Genomic DNA, 387 nt, shown 5'->3' on the forward strand with positions numbered 1-387 from the left:
CTTTCTTCGGGCGCGTTCGTGGAGGTGACGCTCCTCGATGACGGTAGCCCAATCACCGAGATCCACGTACACGTCGTCAATCCGTTCCGCGTCGAACTCGAGGACATCGACCTCAGCGGGCGAGTCGACACCGTATTCGTCACAGTACTCCTCGATTCGGTCGGTGAGCTCCGACACGCGGGCCTGCAGCTCGTCGACGGTGTTCCCCCGCGATAGCTCGTTGACCCGCCGCCACTCGAAATAGTCGTCGTTGCGTTCGTACCTGACCGGCCGGCCTTCGTGGCGAATGACGATACCGAGATCGGCGTAGAACGACAGGTGTGTTCGCGCCGATTCCTCCGAACAGTCCGCCCGCTCAGCGATCTCGGCGGCCGTCAGCGGCTCTCG

At 63.0% G+C, this 387-nt stretch carries 1 protein-coding gene; it reads right to left on the bottom strand.

The window, feature by feature from the left end:
* On the bottom strand, nucleotides 1–387 hold a 387-nt coding region (locus DVH23_RS23330), incomplete at both ends, for a transcriptional regulator (RefSeq protein ID WP_198668099.1).

The sequence above is a fragment of the Saliphagus sp. LR7 genome, from assembly GCF_003344565.1.
In the GTDB taxonomy this organism is placed as follows: Archaea; Halobacteriota; Halobacteria; order Halobacteriales; family Natrialbaceae; genus Saliphagus; species Saliphagus infecundisoli.